Source organism: Sphingomonas sp. So64.6b, assembly GCF_014171475.1.
Taxonomy (GTDB): domain Bacteria; phylum Pseudomonadota; class Alphaproteobacteria; order Sphingomonadales; family Sphingomonadaceae; genus Sphingomonas; species Sphingomonas alpina_A.
In genome coordinates this window covers 4,804,999-4,821,624 of the sequence record NZ_CP048817.1, presented here as the reverse complement: position 1 = coordinate 4,821,624, position 16,626 = coordinate 4,804,999, and the positions used below count along the sequence as shown (strand labels likewise).

At 63.8% G+C, this 16,626-nt stretch carries 16 protein-coding genes and 1 tRNA gene; 4 read left to right on the top strand and 13 right to left on the bottom strand.

Annotated features, from left to right (window positions below):
- Positions 1-56 precede the first annotated feature (56 nt).
- Genes G4G27_RS22960 through G4G27_RS22940 form a run of 5 tightly spaced genes read right to left on the bottom strand, consistent with a single transcriptional unit; the run spans position 57 to position 7,237 of the window.
- Positions 57-932: a kinase gene (locus G4G27_RS22960; RefSeq protein WP_244624473.1), complete on the bottom strand. Its 876-nt coding sequence runs from the start codon at positions 930-932 to the stop codon at positions 57-59.
- A complete protein-coding gene (locus G4G27_RS22955; protein WP_183110776.1) occupies positions 929-1,906 on the bottom strand; it encodes a D-glycerate dehydrogenase in 978 nt (325 codons plus the stop codon). The genes G4G27_RS22960 and G4G27_RS22955 overlap by 4 nt, the downstream gene beginning before the upstream one ends.
- Before the next feature lies 1 nt (position 1,907).
- Positions 1,908-2,822 (bottom strand): TauD/TfdA family dioxygenase, encoded by a 915-nt coding sequence (locus G4G27_RS22950; RefSeq protein WP_183110775.1) that lies wholly within the window; start codon positions 2,820-2,822, stop codon positions 1,908-1,910.
- 60 nt (positions 2,823-2,882) lie between these two features.
- Positions 2,883-4,286, bottom strand: coding sequence for an MFS transporter (locus G4G27_RS22945; protein ID WP_183110774.1), 1,404 nt, complete (start codon positions 4,284-4,286; stop codon positions 2,883-2,885).
- A 23-nt stretch (positions 4,287-4,309) separates the two neighbouring features.
- A complete protein-coding gene (locus tag G4G27_RS22940) occupies positions 4,310-7,237 on the bottom strand; it encodes a TonB-dependent receptor (RefSeq protein ID WP_183110773.1) in 2,928 nt (975 codons plus the stop codon).
- A gap of 210 nt (positions 7,238-7,447) precedes the next feature.
- Between G4G27_RS22940 and G4G27_RS22935 the strand changes: the two genes are divergently transcribed.
- Positions 7,448-7,960 (top strand): MarR family transcriptional regulator, encoded by a 513-nt coding sequence (locus tag G4G27_RS22935; protein ID WP_183110772.1) that lies wholly within the window; start codon positions 7,448-7,450, stop codon positions 7,958-7,960.
- Between the two features lie 82 nt (positions 7,961-8,042).
- On the opposite strand, the gene G4G27_RS22930 is transcribed toward G4G27_RS22935, so the two are convergent.
- The 7 genes from G4G27_RS22930 to G4G27_RS22900 all read right to left on the bottom strand — a co-directional run bounded on the left by G4G27_RS22930 (position 8,043) and on the right by G4G27_RS22900 (position 12,757).
- Positions 8,043-8,118, bottom strand: a tRNA-Val gene (locus tag G4G27_RS22930).
- A gap of 54 nt (positions 8,119-8,172) precedes the next feature.
- Positions 8,173-9,066 (bottom strand): MarR family winged helix-turn-helix transcriptional regulator, encoded by an 894-nt coding sequence (locus G4G27_RS22925; RefSeq protein WP_183110771.1) that lies wholly within the window; start codon positions 9,064-9,066, stop codon positions 8,173-8,175.
- 192 nt (positions 9,067-9,258) lie between these two features.
- A complete protein-coding gene (locus G4G27_RS22920) occupies positions 9,259-10,725 on the bottom strand; it encodes an NAD(P)(+) transhydrogenase (Re/Si-specific) subunit beta (RefSeq protein ID WP_183110770.1) in 1,467 nt (488 codons plus the stop codon).
- Between the two features lie 105 nt (positions 10,726-10,830).
- Positions 10,831-11,133 (bottom strand): NAD(P) transhydrogenase subunit alpha, encoded by a 303-nt coding sequence (locus G4G27_RS22915; protein ID WP_183110769.1) that lies wholly within the window; start codon positions 11,131-11,133, stop codon positions 10,831-10,833.
- Between the two features lie 9 nt (positions 11,134-11,142).
- The gene (locus G4G27_RS22910; RefSeq protein WP_183110768.1) at positions 11,143-11,502 is read right to left on the bottom strand and encodes a PH domain-containing protein; all 360 of its coding nucleotides are present in this window, start codon (positions 11,500-11,502) and stop codon (positions 11,143-11,145) included.
- A gap of 1 nt (position 11,503) precedes the next feature.
- On the bottom strand, positions 11,504-12,625 hold the full coding sequence (locus tag G4G27_RS22905) for an NAD(P) transhydrogenase subunit alpha (RefSeq protein WP_183110767.1): 1,122 nt from the start codon (positions 12,623-12,625) through the stop codon (positions 11,504-11,506).
- Between the two features lie 6 nt (positions 12,626-12,631).
- Positions 12,632-12,757 carry an aa3-type cytochrome c oxidase subunit IV gene (locus tag G4G27_RS22900; RefSeq protein ID WP_229726790.1) on the bottom strand — a complete coding sequence of 42 codons (126 nt, stop codon included), beginning with the start codon at positions 12,755-12,757 and terminating at the stop codon, positions 12,632-12,634.
- Positions 12,758-12,916: 159 nt separating this feature from the next.
- Here G4G27_RS22900 and G4G27_RS22895 point away from each other — a divergent pair, with 159 nt between their 5' ends.
- Complete coding sequence (locus G4G27_RS22895; protein WP_183110766.1) at positions 12,917-14,341, top strand: sigma-54 dependent transcriptional regulator; 1,425 nt, start codon at positions 12,917-12,919, stop codon at positions 14,339-14,341.
- Positions 14,342-14,731: 390 nt separating this feature from the next.
- Positions 14,732-15,433, top strand: coding sequence for a DNA alkylation repair protein (locus G4G27_RS22890; protein ID WP_202049625.1), 702 nt, complete (start codon positions 14,732-14,734; stop codon positions 15,431-15,433).
- Positions 15,434-15,498: 65 nt separating this feature from the next.
- On the opposite strand, the gene G4G27_RS22885 is transcribed toward G4G27_RS22890, so the two are convergent.
- Positions 15,499-16,041, bottom strand: coding sequence for a lyase (locus G4G27_RS22885; protein WP_183110765.1), 543 nt, complete (start codon positions 16,039-16,041; stop codon positions 15,499-15,501).
- A 60-nt stretch (positions 16,042-16,101) separates the two neighbouring features.
- Here G4G27_RS22885 and G4G27_RS22880 point away from each other — a divergent pair, with 60 nt between their 5' ends.
- Entirely contained in the window at positions 16,102-16,536 is a 435-nt protein-coding gene (locus tag G4G27_RS22880; protein WP_183110764.1) for a DUF1772 domain-containing protein, read from the top strand.
- Positions 16,537-16,626: the final 90 nt, after the last annotated feature.

Here is a 16,626-nt window from a genome sequence, read left to right as displayed (position 1 = left end):
GGCGGAACGGCACTGGGCCGCATTGTGATCCGCACTCATGGTATTGGATCGCGCCGCTACAGGCCGTCGATGCGTACGATGTCCAGCCCTGAGTCGAGCGCCACCAGAATGTCCGCCCTGGCGGGCAGCGCCTGGAACATATGACGTGTCAGGCGCTCATAATGTTGAACGAAGCGGCGCACCTCGTCGTCGGTCATCACCCGCCCGCCCGGCCCCTGTAACGCGCGCAGCTTGCGTTCCTGGAGCAACCGGTTCTCCACTACCGAAGCGAAATCCGGTGGGCGAAGCATGATGAAACGGTCGAGCCCGGCGAACAATCTTACATAAGCCCCGGCGAGTTGATCATTCACATAGCCCCGCCAGATCCCGTCAATATCTTCCTCGGCTTCGAGACGGTTGATCGGTTTGACAAGCGCCCCGGCGGATTGGGGGATGGCGCCGACGCACCAGCCTTCGAACAATATCAGATCGGGCGATGGCGGCGCGGCGACCCATTGGTCCGGCGGCACGCGATCGTCGAGCGCCTTGCTGAAACGGGGCAGTGCGACGTGGTCGCCGCGGCGTAGCGCATCGAGGATCGCACAGCCCAGATCGATATCATGCGTCCCCGGAACACCGCGGGTCGTGAGCAGCGGATGCACAGTGTGGGCAAGGGCCGCGCGCGCCGCGCGGGTGAGATAGAGGTCATCGAGCGAAAGCGTGACCGCGCTCAGGCCATGTTCGGGCAGCAGCACTTGCTCGAGAAAGGCGCAAAGCGTCGATTTACCACTGCCCTGCGCACCGTTCAGCCCGATCACCAGCGGACCGGCTGATGCCGATCTCCAGCCCGCGATCGCCGCCGCGAGCGGCCGCCACCAGCGATCGACCATATCCGCATAGGTCGCCGGAAGCCGCTCGCGCGCGATCAGCGCAGCGACCGCCGCTGCGCTCACGCCACCCGATCCGGCGGAGCCTTGCCGTCGAACCATGCCTCCAGATTGGCGAAGACGCGCATGCCCATCGCCTCGCGCGTTTCACGCGTCGCACTGCCAAGGTGAGGCAAAAGCACAGCATTCTCGATTCCACGCAACGCGGGCGACACATTCGGTTCGCCGGCGAACACGTCGAGGCCGGCGCCGGCGATGCGGCGTGTGCCAAGCGCCTCGATCAGCGCGTCCTCATCGACCACATCGCCGCGCGCGGTGTTGATCAGGATCGCATGGCGCTGCATCTGCGCAATCGCCGCCGCATCGATCAGATGGCGGGTCTCCGCGCCGCCGGGCACATGCAGCGACACGAAATCTGCCTCGCCTAGCAAGTCGCCAAGATTCGGCACGAAGCGCGCACCGAGACGATCGACCAATTCCTGCGGGCCGGGCCGGCGCGCATAATAAGCGATCTCCATGCCAAAGCCGAACCGGGCACGCTCGGCGGTCGCCTGGGCGATGCGACCAAAGCCGACCAGCCCCAATGTCTTGCCCTTCAGGCTCGTGCCAAGCAGATGCGTCGGCCGCCAGCCGGTCCAGCTGCCCGAGCGAAGCTCGCGTTCGCCCTCGCCGGCGCGGCGCGCGGTCATCAGGATCAGGGTCAGCGCCAGATCGGCCGTGGCGTCGGTCAGCACCCCCGGCGTGTTGGTGACGGCGATCCCCGCCGCCATCGCCGCCGCGACATCGATATGCTCGAAGCCGACGCCATAGCTGGCGACGATGGCCGCGCGACGCCTCTCGATCCCCAGAATGCCGGCATGCATCCGATCGGTGATTGTCGGGCAGACGGCGTCATAGTCCCGCATCCCGGCAATGAGCGCAGCCTCATCGAGCGGGACATCGGTCGGGTTGAGCGTCACGTCGAAGCGCTCTGCCAATCGACGCTCCACCGCTTCCGGCCATGTCCGCGTCACCAGGACGCGCGGACGATCCCCCGCCATATCAGCCCGGCTGACCCATTGATGAGCGGAAATATTCACCGAACGGGTCATCGGCATGGTCGGGCGCCGCGCCTTCGCGCACGGTGGTGCGGCGCATGTCGCGCCGTTCGTTCAACACGTCGAAATCGCCACCGCGATGCATCGACGTCAGATTGTCCCAGATCACCAGATCGCCCGGATTCCATGTCACCGAGAAGGTATATTGCGGCTGGGTCGCGAAAGCGATCAGTTCCTCGATCAGCGCCTGCCCTTCATCGCGCGGCATGCCCACCACGTCGAGCGCATGGCTGGCGACATAGAGCGCGTTGCGGCCGGTCGATTTCTGTTCGAGCACCAGCGGCTGACGCGCCTTGGGCCGGGCATCGACCTCCACTTCGCTCAGCGGGAAGCCGGCGAGCCGGCGCGATTGCCACAGCGAGTGTTCGAGTTCGAGCCCGGCGATCTTCGCCTTCATTGCATCGGGCAGATCGTCGTAGGCCGATCGCGTATCGGCGAACCAGGTTTCGCCGCCCTTTGACGGCACTTCATAGGCCAGCAGCAGCGAATAGGAGGAGCGCATTTCCATGAAGGAGGAATCGGTGTGCCACAGCCGATCGCCCTTTTTGTGGAGAATCAGATTCTCGTCCTGCAATATCTCCCCACCGGGCGTGAGGTTGCCCGCGTCGAACAGCTCCGAATGGGTAAAGCGACGCTGACGGCCCTTTATCGACGGCGCACTTTCAAGATGGCCGAAGATGCGGCTGAAAGCGATATGGCTTTCATCGTTCAGGCCGGTGTCGCGATAAACGCACACACCCCATCGATCCATCGTATCGACAATCTCCTGGCGCTGCGCCGCATCGAGCGGCGCGCGCAGGTCAACGCCCGATACCTCCGCGCCGAAGCGCGGTAGAATGGGTTTCACAGTCAGTGCCATAATATACTCCTTCGAATATGCCCCGCCGTCCGCCCCGTTTGGAACGGCGGGCTGTTTGGATCAGGTTAGAACAGCGTTCGCCTCCAGCGCGGCGGCGCGGTCACGCCGGGCGCTGAAGGCGCGGCCGAGCAGCATCAGCGCCACGGCACAGACGGCCGGCGCGACCGCGAGCAGCACGAACAATTGGCGCGGCGGCAGATTGGCGGCGAGCAGATAGCCGCCGAGCAAGGGCGCAGCGATCGACCCGATTTTGGCGACCGAGGTTGCCCAGCCGGCGCCATTGGCGCGGATCGCGCTGGGATAGAAAAGCCCGGCAATGCTGTGCATGCCGAAATGCGCGCCGCCGATCATCGTCATGCTCAGCACGGAAAGCACGGCGAAGCCGGGCCGGGCGATATCGGCCAGCCCCATCAACAGCAGCAGCGGCACCGCGAGCAGCGGGAAAAGCGCGATCGCGATCGGCCCCATCCGATCGGTGAAGCGCATCAGCGCGAGCCCGGCAATCGCACCGCCGATCGACGTGACCGACGCGATATAGGCCGCTTCGGTGCGGGTGAAGCCGACATCCTCGAACAGGATCGGGCCCCAGCTCGTCTTGAAATAGATCGCCAGCGAGCTGCCGATATAGGCAAGCCACAGCAACGGCGTAATCGCCCGGAGCGAGCCTTCGAACAAAGTGGAGAGGTTGAAATTCTGGCTGCCCGTCGCCGGCTTTTCATCCGAGGCAAGAAAGATGGTCGCCGCCGTCGCGCCGAGCCCGCGCTCGATCGCGTTGAGCGAACGCGCGATCTGCCCGGGCGCGCGGCGCTTGACCGCCAGGAAGCGGGCGGATTCGGGCAGCAGGAAGAACAGCAATACGACCAGCGGCATGGTGACGATGCCGCTGAGCAGGAACACCGAATGCCAGCCCCAATGCGGCGCTACCCAGACGGTGAGCGGGCCGGCGATCGCCCCACCCAGCGTATAGCCCATCATGATCAGCGTCACGACGGTCGCGCGGAAGCGCGCCGGCACGAATTCGATGTTGAGCGCCCAGGCAAGCGGCATCAGCCCGCCAAGCGCCACGCCATTGAGGAAGCGCAGCGCCATCAGCGTCTCGATCGATCCGGCAAAGGCGAGCGCCATGCTGGAGAGGCCAAAGGCGAAGACCGAGAGGATGATCGTCGGCCGCCGCCCCATGCGATCGCCGAGCCAGCCAAAGCCGATCCCGCCGATCATCGCGCCGACCGTGCCACAGCCGAACAACTGGCCGAGCTGGACCGGCCCGATCCCGAAATCATGCCGGATATAGGGCGCGAGGAACGACAGGACGAGCATATCGAAGCCGTCGAACATCGTCACGATCCAGGAAATCGCCACCAGCCGGATGACAAAGCCGTTCATCCGCTGGCGCTCGATCACCTGCGCGACGTCGATCGTCCCACTCCCGGACTCCTGGCCCCCGGATGGCTGATCTGGCGTCATGCGAATCTCTCCCGGTCCCCTGTTCAGCCGCCGAACTTCACGCGCGCACCGACCTTGAACGCCCGGCCGACGGGATCGAACAAGATCTGGTTGGTACCGCCAGATGGCCCCGGGATCGATGGCGGAGCCTGATCGAACACATTGTTGACCGTGCCGAACAGTTCGAACCCGCGACCATCGCTGACCGGCACCGTCACCCGCGCGGTGAGATCGAGATAGAAGCGGCTGGGCACGCGGTTATTATCCACGCTTTTGGGCGAGGTGATCGAATAGCCCGGCTGATCGGGGCCGATGAAATCGGTCCAGTAGATCCCCGACGGGATATATTTGCCATGGCCGGTAAGCTGGACATTGCCGATGCTCCAGGTGACCAGACCGTCAATCACATAATCCGGTATGCCCGGAATGGTGCCGGTGCGCACCCCGGTCTGGCCCGCACGATCCACGCCACCGGTGGCCAGCTCATTGGTGATGTTGGCAAGGATCTGCGCGTTGATATTGCCGAGCGAACCGAGCGGCTGGCGATACTGGAATTCGATATCGAAACCGCTGGTGCGCAACTCGTTCGCATTGAGGTAGAAGTCATCGACCTGCAGGATGGTGTTGCCGTTCGCCGGATCGCGGGTGATTTGCGAACAGAATGCAGTCACGCCCTCATAGCAGCGATTGACCAGAGTCTGTGCGCCCAGCACGCTGATCGCGTCCGCCACCTTGATGTTGTAATAATCGATCGAGGCCCGGAAGCGACCGAGAAAACCGCCATGCGGGGTGAACACCGCCCCCACCGTCCAGCTATCCGCCCGCTCGACCGAGAGATTGGGGTTCGATCCGGTAATCACCGTCGGATTGGTCTGCAGCCCGCCATTGGCCGGGTCCGACAGGCCGATGGTGCGACGGGTGCGCGGACCGACCAGTTCCGAAAGATTGGGCGCTCGGATATCACGCGAGCGCGTGCCGCGCAGGCGGATGCCCTCAACCGGTTCATAGACCGCACCGATCTTCCAGGTCGTGACCGCGCCGCTGGTGCTGTAATCGGTGCGGCGAATCGCGCCGTTCAGGTCGAGCAGATGGCCGATCGCCGAATCCTTGAACACCGGCACGGCGATTTCGCCATAGCCTTCCTTCACCTCGACATGGCCGGCAAGCGCCGAGCCGTTGAGCGTCCAGAAACCATTGACCAATGACACCGGATCAGTGGTGCCGGTAATCTCGTCGCGGCGATATTCCGCGCCGACCGCGACCGTCACTGGCCCGGCGGGCAGATCGAACAATGTGCCACGCAGATCGAGCGACACGACATGCTGATCATTGTCGGTCTTCTGAAAGCCGTTGCCGGTGACATAGGCCGCCGCGCGCGGATCGTAATTGCCCTCGCCGAACGGATTGAACGGCACGCAGTTTGGATCGTCATTGGCGGTGCTGGCGTCGGCATTGACCCGACAGACGATCGAGCCGCCGGACCGCACCGCATCGATCGCGCGCGGCAGATTGGCAAGGTTGATCGCGTTGTAGGTCCGCTGATGGAAGCTGGTCTTGCCATATTGGTAGAAGCCTTCGAGCGTCCAGTTGCTGCTGAGCTTCGCCTCGATGCCGAGCACGCCGCGATACGTCGTCGTCTCCGTCTCCGCATAGGACGGCCCAAGATCGAAGCCCGCGCGCCCGAGGATGAACGACGCCACGCCGTTCGCGTCCATCTGTGCCGCGACCGTGGCGGGAATGAACGGATTGTCGCGTTTGATGCGCCCCATCAGCGTCGCATTATAATCGCGCATCACGTTCGAGATGACGGTGCCGCTGACCCTGCCATAGGAGAGATCGGCATTGACCGTCACGCTATCGCTGACTTGGGCGGTGAAGGCGGCATAGGTCGAAATACGCTGCAGCGGCACCTTCAACCGGAAGGGCGCGATAAAGGCGTTGCGCCCGGTGCCTTCTCCGCCAAGCATGAACAACGGGCCGACCAGCGACCCATAGTGGAATGGCGCGGGCGTGCCGTTGGCGAGGAACTGAGTGCCGCGCAGCGGATCGGTCGCGGTGGTGCCGATCGTCTGGCCCGCGGCATTATAGGAGCGATTGATCAGACCGCCGGGCGTCATGGTCGAGGTGTTGACGCCCGCGATGATCAGATTGGCGGGAAGACCGCCCGCGCCCGGCGCGCTGTTGCCGAGGATCAATGTCTGGTTCGCGCACCAATCCCGCGAATAGCAATCACCCAGGCCTTCGAGCTTTTCATATTCGCCGGCGACGACAAGGTGAATGCCGCTGGCGATTTCCGTGCCGCCCGACAGGCCGACGAAGAGATTGCCGTCATCGCCGCGTTGTGAAACGCCGCCGACGACTTCCGCCTCAATGCCCTTCTTCTTGCGATCGAGGATGAAATTGACCACGCCGGCGACCGCATCCGAGCCATAAGCGGCGGACGCGCCGCCGGTGACGATGTCGGAGCGGCGTACGATCGATGATGGGATCAGGTTCACATCCACACTGCCCTGCGCCGTGCTGGGCACGAAGCGGCGGCCATCGACCAGTACCAGCGTGCGCTGCGGATCGAGGCCGCGCAGATCGAGCAGCCGCGCGCCAACGCTGCCGCCGAGATTGGCTTGCTGCGCCGGGCCACTGGATGAGCGGAAGCTGGGGAGCTGAATCAGCGCTTCGCCGACATTGGTGATCGAGAGCGACTCGAGCCGTTCGGAGGTGATCGCGGTGACCGGCGTCGGCGCGGTGAAATTGGAGCCAAGCCGCGTGCCGGTGATCACGATGTCAGCCTGGGTACCAGCGGCATCTACCGGCGCATCGCCCTGGGCCGCTTCTTCCTGCGCGGGTGCCTCACCAGCCGGTGCGGCGTTATCGGGTACGGTCTGTGCGACGGCCGCGCCAGCGCCTCCCAAATAAGCGAACGCCATCGCGCTCGATCCCATCAACGCAACCAGGTTCCTCGAAACTCGTAACATCGCTCTCTCCCAACAGGCGAAGCATCTCGGTGCTCCTTGTCGGCACCTATATGTATCATGATACATAGTTGGTCAATCCGGTTGCGTCAGGCGGGCTCGCTCCCCTAGACCGAAAGGCAATTCGCGGGATCGGAATGGATGAGGGACACGTTTTCGCTCATCCCCAACGGGCGGCATCGCGCAACAGATCGATCGGAAGGTGGAGAGCGCATGGGAGATTCTGCCCACGAGACGGACGATCTTTTTGAACAATCATCAGGCCGGTATTATGAGCTCTTCACGCCAGGTTCGCGTGAGGACGTGGAATTCCGGCTGACCCGTAAACTGGTGCTGACCGCGCGCCGCTGGACCGCCATGTCGGGCGACCAGATCAAGGCCGCGACCGGCCAGTCGCGATCTCGCTGGCAGATATTATTGTCGCTGGCGTTCGCCGATCCGGCGGTGACCACCACCGAACTCTCGCTGCGCCTCGGCATAAAATGGCCGCCGTTGGTCCGTACCTTGAACGAGCTTGAAGCGGACGGATTGATCCGCCGGACCGGGAACCCGGATGACAAACGGTCACGCCTGATCGAGCTCACACCGGCGGGCCATGAGATCGTCATGCAGGTGCAGCCGGTTCTGGCGAAGGTCCGGGCCAAGGTTCTTTCCGGTCTGAGCGAGGATCAGCTGATGCTCGCCACCCAACTCCTCGACGTCATCCTCAGCGGCGCGACACGCTGAATTGGAGCGAGAGGAGGTTGTCGCACATATTGCTCCACCCTCACCGTTCATTTCGAGCGAGGGAGAGGATTGCCGGGGGAAATGGTGGGCGATGACGGGCTCGAACCGCCGACATTCTCGGTGTAAACGAGACGCTCTACCAACTGAGCTAATCGCCCTCATGCGCCGCATGCCAAAAGTGGACCGCGCTGGCAAGTTGCAAGCGGCCGATATCAGGCGATCGGCAGGCCGGCCCGCTTGATCGCCGTCAGATAGCCGGTCATCCCCATGCTCGCCATCGGCGACAGCGCCATGAAAGCGCGGCGGCGATCGAACGGATCGGCGTGCCGTTCAAGCAAGCCTGCTTCGCTCATCTTGGCGATCCAGCGCAGCGCGGTGGTCGGCGCGACCGCTGCGGCGATGCACAGGCTCGACACCGAAACCTGCGACCGTTCCAATTCAGCCGCATAAAGGTCGAGCAGCATATCCCAGGCGGGGTCCTCGAGCAGGCCGGCCTCGAAATATTGCGCGCGCAGGCGTCGCGCCCGGATCGCGGCACGGATCTCCTGCGCATCGACCGCCACGACATCGTCCCCGGCGGGCGCGGCGTAAGGCATGCGCCGTTCGCCAACGGGCCGCATCGAGCGTTCGGGGAATTCGGCGCCGTCGCTACGGGTCAGCCGGGCGAGCGTCTCGGCGATCCGGGCGACCTCCTCGTTCAGCCGCCTGAGCCGGGTTTCCTCGCTGTCACGACCCGATTCACGCGCGAAATCGGAGCGCGTTCGTGACGCGATCGTCAGGGCGACAACGCGCTCGGCAACCGAGGGGTGGCAAAGCAATTGCACATGCGATCCGAAGATCGTCGCCGCGACCAGGTCGATCTGCTCTTCGGCCAGCGTCACGATAATCCGTGCGCGCCGGTCGCGTGCGACGCTGTCGAGCAATGCCAGCACCACGGTAATGGTGTCCGGGGGTATCGCTACCGCCTCGGCGACGATCACGTCGATCGCGGGATGGTCGGCAATACGTTCGGCGACCTGATCCCAGCGCAACGTCGCCTCGATCCGTCCGCCGGCCAAAACCGCGGCTTCGGTCACCAGTTGCGCCGCACCGGAATCGTCGGCCACGATCAGCATCTGAGGTGTCACCGCAGAATATGACGCCGCCGTGTTCATTCCGCCCCGCTTGATAGCTTAGCCCGTTCGCAAACTACGTAATTTACAGTGCGTGCGGGAGCCGACCTCGTCCATAATGGACCTAATCGTCCGCCGAACATGCAATTTGCCCGAAACCCGGTTCACACGAGCCAGAAACTCGTATCAATCGAGAGACTTGACGATTTCCTCGACCATCTTCTTGGCGTCGGCGAGCAGCATCATGGTGTTGTCCATGTAGAAGACATCGTTGTCGACACCGGCATAACCGACGCCGCCCATCGATCGCTTGATGAACAGCACCGTCTTGGCCTTTTCCACATCGAGCACCGGCATGCCATAGATCGGCGAGCTCTTGTCGGTCTTCGCCGCCGGATTAGTCACGTCATTGGCGCCGATCACGAAGGCGACATCGGTCTGCGCGAACTCGCTGTTGATGTCCTCCAGCTCGAACACGTCGTCATAAGGCACGTTCGCTTCGGCGAGCAGCACGTTCATGTGTCCGGGCATGCGCCCGGCGACCGGGTGGATGGCATATTTCACGCGCACGCCATGCTCCTTGAGCTTGTCGCCCATCTCGCGCAGCGCATGCTGTGCCTGCGCCACCGCCATGCCGTAACCGGGCACGATGATGACCTGTTCGGCCTGTTGCAGCAGGAACGCCGCATCCTCGGCCGAACCGCGCTTCCATGGCCGATCGCTCGCCGCCGCACCGCCTGCGCCGCTGGTGTCTCCGCCAAAGCCGCCGGCGATGACGCTGATGAAGCTGCGGTTCATCGCCTTGCACATGATGTAGCTGAGGATCGCGCCCGACGATCCGACCAAGGCGCCGGTGATGATCATCGCGGTGTTGTGCAGCGTGAAGCCCATCGCTGCCGCCGCCCAGCCCGAATAGGAGTTGAGCATCGACACCACGACCGGCATGTCGGCGCCGCCGATCGGGATGATCAGCAGGAAACCGATCGCGAAGCTCAGGCCGGTGATCGTCCAGAACACCCAGGCGCTCTCGTCCTGAGTGAAATAGCCGACCAGCCCGACGATCCCGGCGAGCACCGCGAGATTGATGACGTGCCGTGCGGGCAGCATGATCGGCTTGCCGCCCATATTGCCGTTGAGCTTCAGGAAAGCGATGACCGAGCCCGAAAAGGTGATTGCGCCGATCGCGACGCCAAGGCCCATCTCGATCTTGCTGACGGTCAGGATATGGCCGTCGGGCCCAAGAATGCCGAACGCCTCCGGGTTGAGATAGGCAGCCGCCGCGACCAGCACCGCGGCCATGCCGACCAGCGAGTGGAACGCCGCAACCAGCTGCGGCATGTCGGTCATGGCGATCTTGCGCGCGGTGACCAGACCGATCGCACCACCGATCGCGATGGCGCCCAGGATTTCCAGCATCGTGATCGTGTCGAAGATCGGTTCGGATATATAACCCGCCACAACTGGTGGGTTGAAGTCGATCGGCACATGCGTGACCAGCGTCGTTACCATTGCGATCGCCATGCCGATCATGCCGAGGCGATTGCCGCGTTGCGATGTGGACGGCGAGGACAGGCCACGCAGCGCGAGAATGAAACACACCCCCGCGACGAGATAGGCCAAGGCGACCCAAGGATTTACTGCTATGTGTTCCATCTCAACAACCGCCCCTAAATTCGTCATGCCAGCGAAGGCCGGCATCTTCCCGTTGCTCGCGCGGAACAAACCCGCTTGAGACTCCAGCTTTCGCTGGAGTGACGGCTATCCCTGTTTGACCTCCGCCGGCCGGTCCTTCTTTTTGTACATCGCCAGCATTCGTCGCGTCACCGCGAAGCCGCCGAAGATGTTCACGCTGGCCAGCGCGACCGCGATCAGCCCGAGCCATTTCGACGTCGCCGAGCCTGCTGCGGCGCTGGCGATCAAGGCGCCGACGATGATTACCGACGAGATCGCATTGGTCACCGCCATCAGCGGCGTGTGCAGTGCCGGGGTGACCGACCAGACGACATAATAGCCGACGAAACAGGCCATCACGAAGACCGACAGGATTGCGATGAAGTCCATGATTATCCCCTAACGGTCCATCTTCTGCGCCAGAAAGCTCTGCAGCCCACGCATATCGGTATTGCGCCCCACCTTGAATTCGATCGGTTCATGGCCGGACAGGAAGATCTTGATCTCGGCATCGAGATCGAACGTCCCCGCCGTCTCGACCGCGAAGGCAGTGATCGAGCGGTACGGCACGGTCAGGAATTCGCGCTTGCTGCCGGTGATGCCCTGCACATTGATGTACAGCACGCGCCAGTTGGTGAAGGCGATATAGTCGCGGATCGTCTTGTAGACGAAATAGATCGTCTCGCCATCGGTCAGCGCCTCGCCATGCTTGTCGATCAGCTCGCGCGGGTCGGCCGCGGTGGCGTTGAGGATGCCCATATCAGGCCGTCAGCCGCGCATTCACCACCTGGCCACCCCTGGTCAGCCGGATCGCGTCGCCGATTTCATCGTCGAGCACCGGCTTGCCGGTTTCCTTGTCCCAGAAGGCGCTGAGGAAATTGTACAGGTTGCGTGAGAACAGCGCCGAGGCATCCGCCGCGAGGCGGCCGGCGACGTTCTTGTGGCCGACGATCTTGACGCCGCCGATCGTCACGACTTCGCCCGCGACCGCGCCTTCGACATTGCCGCCGGCTTCGACCGCGAGGTCGACGATCACGCTGCCCGGCTTCATGCTCGCGACCTGCGCCGCCGAGATGAGACGTGGCGCGGGGCGACCCGGGATCAGCGCGGTGGTGATGACGATGTCCTGCTTGGCGATATGGCCGGAGACCAGCTCGGCCTGCGCCGCCTGATATTCGGGCGACATCTCACCAGCGTAACCGCCCGAGCCTTCGCCTTCGATCCCGGCGACATTCTCGACGAAGATCGGCTTGGCGCCGAGCGACTGGATCTGCTCCTTGGTCGCGCTGCGCACGTCGGTCGCCGAGACCTGTGCACCGAGGCGGCGCGCGGTGGCGATCGCCTGAAGGCCGGCAACGCCGACGCCCATTACGAAGACGCGCGCGGCGGAGATCGTACCGGCCGCCGTCATCATCATCGGAAAGGCGCGGCCATATTCGGACGCGGCGTCGAGCACCGCCTTGTAACCGGCAAGGTTCGATTGCGAGGACAGGATGTCCATCGACTGCGCACGCGTGATACGCGGCATGAACTCCATCGCCAGCGCCTCGACCCCGGCCGCGGCATAGGCATCGACCCGCGCCCGCTCCCCAAACGGATTGAGCCCCGCCACCAGCCATGCGCCAGGCGCGGCGCCGCCGATCAATGCCGGATCGGGTCCCTGCACGCCGAGGATGACGTCGGCGCCTTTCAGCGTCGCGGCGCGCGTGCCGACCGTCGCGCCCATTTCGGCATATTGCGTGTCGGCGATCGACGCCGCCTCACCCGCGCCGCTTTCGACCGCCATCTCGGCGCCGAGCGCGATGAATTTCTTGACCGTTTCCGGCGTCGCGGCAACGCGTCGCTCGCCCGGGGCTTGTTCCTTGAGGACTGCGATCTTCACCCGCGTCTAGCCGGCGATCAGCCAGATGACCGCGGCTGCGATCACGGCACAGGCGACAGCGCCCCATTTCAGCAAGCTGATGATGCTGTGATAGGTCGCCTCGTGCGCCTTCATATCACTGTTGCCGGCCATGATCTTGTTCCCTGGTTGTCGGTTCCCCGATTGCGCTTAGCGGGCCACGCGCCGTCCCTCAAGTCCCGTCCCACCTGTCTCATTAGGGGGCAGTTTAAGCCCGTCTTTACCCGGCGTCGTTAAGGTTACCCGTGAACGAGGGAATTTGGGTATGGCCGAATGACGCGCAACGGACAGCGCCTGCTGATGCTGATCGACGACGAACCGGCGCAGCGCCGACTCGTCGCCGCGCTTGCCGCGCGCCGCGGCTGGCGCGCGGTGTTCGCGCAGGACGGCGAAATGGCGATCGCCATGCTCGGCACGCAGGACGGCATGCAGCTCGATGCGATCCTGCTCGACCATTGGGCGCCCGAGGCCGATGCCAGCGCGCTGATCGCCGAGATTCGCGAGCGCCGCCCGGCGCTCCCCTTGCTCATGCTCACCGCCAACGGATCGGTCGCGCAAGCGGTCGGTGCAATGCGCGCCGGCGCGACCGATTTCCTGGTCAAGCCGCTCGCCCCGGAACGCCTGCTCGCCGCGCTCGACGCGGCGGTGACGGGCAAGACATCGGGCGAATTGCGTCCGCTGACCGAAAAGATCCCGGCGCTGCTCGCGTTCGACGAGATCGTCGGCTCGGCGCCCGATTTCCGCGCTGCGCTGGCGATCGCCGCCAAGGCGGCACGGGCGCGTGTCGCGGTGCTCCTCGAAGGTGAAAGCGGCGTCGGCAAGGAAGTCGTCGCCGAAGCGGTCCATGCCGCCTCCCCGCGCGGCAAGAAGCCGATGATCACGGTCAATTGCGGCGCGATCCCCGCCAATCTGGTCGAGAGCGAGCTGTTCGGGCACGAGAAAGGCGCCTTTACCGGCGCGTTCGAACGCAAGATCGGCCGCTTCCAGGAGGCCGATGGCGGAACATTGTTCCTCGACGAAGTCGGCGAGATGCCGATCGAAGCTCAGGTCAAATTGCTCCGCGTGCTGCAATCGGGCGAGATCCAGTCGATCGGCGCGCGCCATACCCGCGAAGTCGATGTCCGCGTCATCGCCGCGACCAACAAAAGGCTGATCGAGGAAGTCGAGGCGGGCCGGTTCCGCGAGGATCTCTATTACCGGCTCAACGTCGTGCAGGTGACAATCCCGCCGCTTCGCGAACGCACCGGCGACATCCCCGCGCTCGCTCGCCATCTGCTCGCGCGGATCGCGCAGCAGCCGGGGCTTCGCCCGCTCGGCATCACGGACGATGCGCTGGCGCTGCTTGGCCAATATGACTGGCCGGGCAATGTCCGCCAATTGCAGAACGCGCTGTTCCGCGCCGCCGTGCTGTGCGACGGCGCCGCGCTGACCCGCGCCGATTTCCCGCAGATCGCGGCACTCGGCGCGCAGCGCCACACCACGCCGGGGCCATCGCCGATGGCGACCAGCGGCGGCGTCACCCTGTTCCATGCCGACGGCAATCTGCGCGCGCTGGAGGAGATCGAGGCCGATGTCATCCGCCTCGCCATCGGCCATTATCGCGGCCGCATGACCGAGGTCGCGCGGCGGCTCGGGATCGGGCGCTCGACCTTGTATCGCAAGCTCGGTGAACTCGGGATCGACAACGCCGCGGCGTGAGGGCGGTTCAGGACCAAGCGATTCAAGCGCTATCGTCTGGCACTCGCCCGATCGATCGCCCTCCCGAATTCCCGGCGCTGCGGGAAATTTTGCGGCAAACGCTTTTTCGCGCGCGCTGCGGGAATTTACGGGAAATTCTGCGGGAATTTTGATGGAGCGGCACGGGAATTTCGCCAATGTGCTGCGGGAAGATCGGGAAAAACTTTGGGGCATGGTCTGCTCGCTTCCGGGTCTGGTCGATTCAACATATCTGTTGGACAGGCTTTCGCCCGTGACGCGCGAAATGTGAATCGGCGAGCAGCGGTGACGAGCCCGTCGAGCGACGCGAATCGAACCAAGAAATATCGCGTGTTTCTCGACTCCGTTCGAGGCGACCGGCTAGGATCGGGCATGACCATTTCAGCGATGGACGACCGGATCGCATCGGTCATTGCCGATCTGCGGCAGCATGCGGATGCGGGCTATCGCGACGATCTGGCGCCGCGATACGGCATCATCGCACCGACCGCGATCGGAGTGCGCATGGCCGACATCAAGGCCATCGCGAAGCGGCTCGGGCGCGATCATCCTCTCGCGCTCGCCCTCTGGGCGAGCGACATTTACGAGGCGCGGCTGCTCGTTTCACTGATCGCCGATCCGGTGCTGACGACGCCGGAAATCATGGACGCGTGGCGCGGCGATTTCGACAATTGGGCGCTCTGCGACGCTCTGTGCTTCAACCTGTTCGATCGAACGCCGCATGCGCTGGACAAGGTCCGCGACTGGAGCCGGCTGAACGACGAGTTCGGCCGCCGCGCCGCGTTCGCGCTGCTTGCGAGCGTCGCGCTGCATGATCGCAAGGCGCCGAACGCGCCATTCCTCGCCTGCCTGCCGCTGATCGAAGCGGCGGCGACCGACCCGCGCAACTTCGTCAAGAAAGGCGTGAGCTGGGCATTGCGCGCAATCGGCGAGCGTAACGTCGTGTTGAACCGCGCGGCGACCGAACTGGCTGAACGGCTTGCCGCGTCCGACGAACGAACTGAGCGGTGGATCGGCAAGGATGCTTTGAAATCGCTGACCGGGCCGAAGCTGAAGGCGAAGTTTGGTTCGTAGGCCGCGCCCCAATCAACAGCGAGGCCCGATGCTATGGTGGTTAGCCGATGTCCGACACCTTCGGCTTACTCGCTGAGTCTGTGCTGATAGACGAGGTCGTGACCTGCCACGTCGTGCCCCACCCCAGCTTCACACGCAGCTAACGCGAGCCGTAATTGCTCCCGAACGGCATCGTCATCTCCTTCCCAACTTTCGATTTCCTTGAGCGCGGAAATGAGGCTGCGGTCGCCTAAGATTGTGGCAGCCTCCAACAATACCAGGCCAATTTCTTCCTCAAGCAGGGGGCGAAGGCGTTCAAGCGCCGCTGCGCGATCTCTCCGTGCCAGACCAACGATTGCTTCGTCTCGAGTATCGTGGTCTGCATCGTCGGCAGCCGTAATAAGCGCGAGACGTATTTCCTCAGTGTCTAGGGACAAGCCGGCAATTAGGAAAGCAGCCCAATCGCGGTTCGCGCGATCTTCATCGGTTACCAGCGTGAGCAGGCACTTCAAATTTGCCTGTCCAAGCGTGGTGAGATCGAATGCGACCTCACCTGCCAATATATAATTCAAAAATTCTGACGAGGGTAAATATCGATCGACCATGGCTCGATAGTACGCGTAGATCAAATGTCCGCAACTGGGTCGCTTTGTTGCCCAACCGCTTTCCCATTAACCGGGAGCATTTATATGCTGGGTATCGCCGCACTCGTCACCGCCGCGCTGTTTTCGGGCGCCGCGATCTACATCCTTGCCGTCGAACATCCCGCACGCGCGTATCTCGACGCACGCGCGCAACTGACGCAGTGGAAACCCGCTTATGCGCGCGGCACGGTGATGCAGGCGGGGCTTGCGGTGATCTCTGGCCTGCTCGGTATTGCGGCAGGGCTGATCGATGGCGGTATATTGTGGATCGTCGGCGGTGTCGTGATGCTGTCGGCGATCGCCTATACCTTTCTGGTCATCTGGAACCTCAACGGCCGGCTGAAAGCCACGCCGCTGGACCAGGCATCGCCCGAGACGATCGCGATGCTGCATCGCTGGGGCCAGCTCCATGCCGGGCGCACCGCGATCGGTGTGGTGGCGATGCTGATTTATGCCGTCGCGCAGTGCGGCTGGAGCTGACTGAAATCACTCCAGCCGCGGTTCGGGCTGAGCCTGTCGAAGCCCAAGCGTAGCGCTTGCCCCCTTCGACGGCCTGCCAAGGCAGGCGCT

What these genes read in the sequence shown, in the direction of transcription:
- G4G27_RS22955 (WP_183110776.1), bottom strand. Translation starts at nt 1,906, where the DNA reads ATGGCGGGGGATCGTCCGCGCGTCCTGGTGACGCGGACATGGCCGGAA.
- G4G27_RS22950 (WP_183110775.1), bottom strand. Translation starts at nt 2,822, where the DNA reads ATGGCACTGACTGTGAAACCCATTCTACCGCGCTTCGGCGCGGAGGTA.
- G4G27_RS22945 (WP_183110774.1), bottom strand. Translation starts at nt 4,286, where the DNA reads ATGACGCCAGATCAGCCATCCGGGGGCCAGGAGTCCGGGAGTGGGACG.
- G4G27_RS22940 (WP_183110773.1), bottom strand. Translation starts at nt 7,237, where the DNA reads ATGTTACGAGTTTCGAGGAACCTGGTTGCGTTGATGGGATCGAGCGCG.
- G4G27_RS22935 (WP_183110772.1), top strand. Translation starts at nt 7,448, where the DNA reads ATGGGAGATTCTGCCCACGAGACGGACGATCTTTTTGAACAATCATCA.
- G4G27_RS22920 (WP_183110770.1), bottom strand. Translation starts at nt 10,725, where the DNA reads ATGGAACACATAGCAGTAAATCCTTGGGTCGCCTTGGCCTATCTCGTC.
- G4G27_RS22915 (WP_183110769.1), bottom strand. Translation starts at nt 11,133, where the DNA reads ATGGACTTCATCGCAATCCTGTCGGTCTTCGTGATGGCCTGTTTCGTC.
- G4G27_RS22910 (WP_183110768.1), bottom strand. Translation starts at nt 11,502, where the DNA reads ATGGGCATCCTCAACGCCACCGCGGCCGACCCGCGCGAGCTGATCGAC.
- G4G27_RS22900 (WP_229726790.1), bottom strand. Translation starts at nt 12,757, where the DNA reads ATGGCCGGCAACAGTGATATGAAGGCGCACGAGGCGACCTATCACAGC.
- G4G27_RS22895 (WP_183110766.1), top strand. Translation starts at nt 12,917, where the DNA reads ATGACGCGCAACGGACAGCGCCTGCTGATGCTGATCGACGACGAACCG.
- G4G27_RS22890 (WP_202049625.1), top strand. Translation starts at nt 14,732, where the DNA reads ATGACCATTTCAGCGATGGACGACCGGATCGCATCGGTCATTGCCGAT.
- G4G27_RS22880 (WP_183110764.1), top strand. Translation starts at nt 16,102, where the DNA reads ATGCTGGGTATCGCCGCACTCGTCACCGCCGCGCTGTTTTCGGGCGCC.